The organism is Cupriavidus alkaliphilus, from assembly GCF_014191175.1.
Taxonomy (GTDB): domain Bacteria; phylum Pseudomonadota; class Gammaproteobacteria; order Burkholderiales; family Burkholderiaceae; genus Cupriavidus; species Cupriavidus alkaliphilus.
Genome location: NZ_JACHWE010000019.1, coordinates 1 through 2,229 on the forward strand (window position 1 = coordinate 1; position 2,229 = coordinate 2,229).

General features: G+C 69.2%; 1 protein-coding gene. It reads right to left on the bottom strand.

Going from position 1 to position 2,229, the window contains the following annotated elements; translation table 11 throughout:
• Positions 1-2,229: type VI secretion system Vgr family protein (locus FHX60_RS27535; RefSeq protein ID WP_183285192.1), on the bottom strand; the 2,229-nt coding region annotated here is incomplete at both ends.

The following is a 2,229-nucleotide window of genomic DNA, read 5'->3' on the forward strand; positions in this document are numbered from 1 at the left end:
AGGTCCTGTCCCGCCACCACGGCGAGGCCGGCCCTGCCGTTGAGATGGACCATCGGCTCGCTTTGGTGCGGCACCTTGCCTGGCGTGCTGGTACTGCCGCTGGCCGCGTCGCCTTCGGCGACTTCGAGGGATTGTCCGTCGACCATGCCGGCTGCCGCTTTGGCCTGTTTCGCCAGCGGCGCCTCGTCATCCTTGCTGGTAGACAGTGCCTGGGTCTGGTGGATGGTCGCGCCGTCGCTCAGCGTCCTGACCAGATCGCCCGCCTGCCGCAACAGCGCAATGCCCGCAGCGTTGTCGCCAGTCGGCAGCACGCGGCCTGTGACGGCATCGCGATAGGTCGTCAGCAATAGCCCAGCCTGGCCGCGTACCGCGACGTGGCCATCGGTGCGCAGCTCGAACCCTTGCCCCCGGAAGCTGCCGCGGCGGTTGTCCTGCTGGTGGATCACGTGGCCCAGATTGAGTTGCGTGGCTTGCTCGGTGGTGGCCAGTTGCGTGCGCAGTTGCGCATCGGTGTCGTCGAACACCAGCTGGTTGGAGCCCTTGCCGCCGTGCTCCTGGCTCTTGAACCCGGTCAATGCGGCGTCGTTGCGGTGCCCATCCGGATCGGCACCCATGCCGTGCCACGCCGGGCTGTTGCCGCCGGCAAGGTTGCCCTGTGCGCTCGGCTGACTGTCTGAGCCCATCGCATAGAGGCCGCTGGCGTCATAGGGCTGGGAGAACGTGGTGGCAGCCATCGACTTGCCGCCCGGCGTGGGCGCGATGCCGGCTTCTCCCTGGCCGTTATACAGCGCGCCGATCACGAACGGCTGGTCGATATCGTTGTCCGTGAACTTGACCAGCACCTCCTGGCCGATACGCGGCAGCCATTGCCAGCCCATGCCGGCGCCGGCTTGCCGCTGCGCCACGCGTACCCAGCGGCTGCTGCGGTCGTCGTCGCGTTCGCCGCGCTGCCAAGGGAAGCGCACGCGGATCTGGCCGCGCGGGCTGGCGTGGTGTTCGGCGTTGCCGTCGGCCTCGGTCTGTCCGTCCGGGCCGACCACGATCGCGGTATGGACACCCAGCGGCGTGGATCGGCTATAGAGGCGCGGACAATCGCCTTCCAGCACGGCGGCGCGCCATGGACGGCGCGCATCGAAGGCACGAAAGAGCGCCGCATGGCCGTGTTCCCGTGCTGCCGCCAGCAGGGCTGGAGTCGGCCCCACCCGCTCGGCCGGGCCAACGGGGAAGCTGCGCATCAGGCCGGCGGTGGTCGCCGCGGCATCCGGGGCCGGCGGCGGCGTGTCGAAGCGCAGTGCCGCTTCGATCGGCCCCATCCGGTCGGCGAGCGCGGCACGCGTTTCCACCGCGAGGTTGTTGAAGCCACAGTGCTCCACCGCGTCGAGCAGCAGCGGATACCCCGCCGTATCGTCTTCCTGTGGCGACAGGTGCGGACAGCCGGTGACGCGCAGTCGTGTGCCGCTGCGCAGCGTGCGTACGGAAGCGCTGCCGGTGAACACCAGCGCACGCGCTTCGATGGCTTCCATCACCTGCTCGGCAACGCGCTGCGCGCTGGCCGTGTCCGGCGCCAGCGACAGGCTGACGGACAGATAAGGATCGGGGCTGGTTGCCCGGCCTGAAAATACGTCGAAGCGCGCGGGCGCGTGGCCACGGATGGTGCGCTTGGCTTCGGGATCCCAGGTGCCGACTGCGACACCGCCAACCGCGGCACGGGTTTCACAGATCAGCTGCTGGATCGCGTCAGCCGACTCCTGGCTATGCGCGCGGTGGTACCGGATGCCGCCGCCAGCGGCCGAGTCGGCATCCTCCGGCAATTGCGCGCTGTCGGCAAAGATCACCACGACATGGCCGAAAGGCGCTTCGTCGTCTTCGACCACGGTGTAGCCCAGCCCGGCCTCGGCCAGCAGGCGTGACAGGAAGTGGTAGTCGGTCTCGCGGAACTGTGCGATGTGGTCGCGTTCGCCGAACGCGGCGATGCGGGCTTCGGCTCCGCCGGCATAGCGCCACTGCGCGTACGGCGCGTAGTGCTGCAGAACGGCGTCGATGATGCTGTCGAGCTTGCGGTTCTGGAACACCTGGCTGTGGCGCTGCTGCGTGGTCAGCCACAGCCAGGGCACGACGGTCAGGCGGTAACGCGCGAGGCTGCCGTCGGCGCCAAGCTTCTCGGCCTGGCGGATCAGGCCGGTGCGGCGTGACTGGCCGCCGCCGGCGAGCGTGGTCAGCAGTGTGATG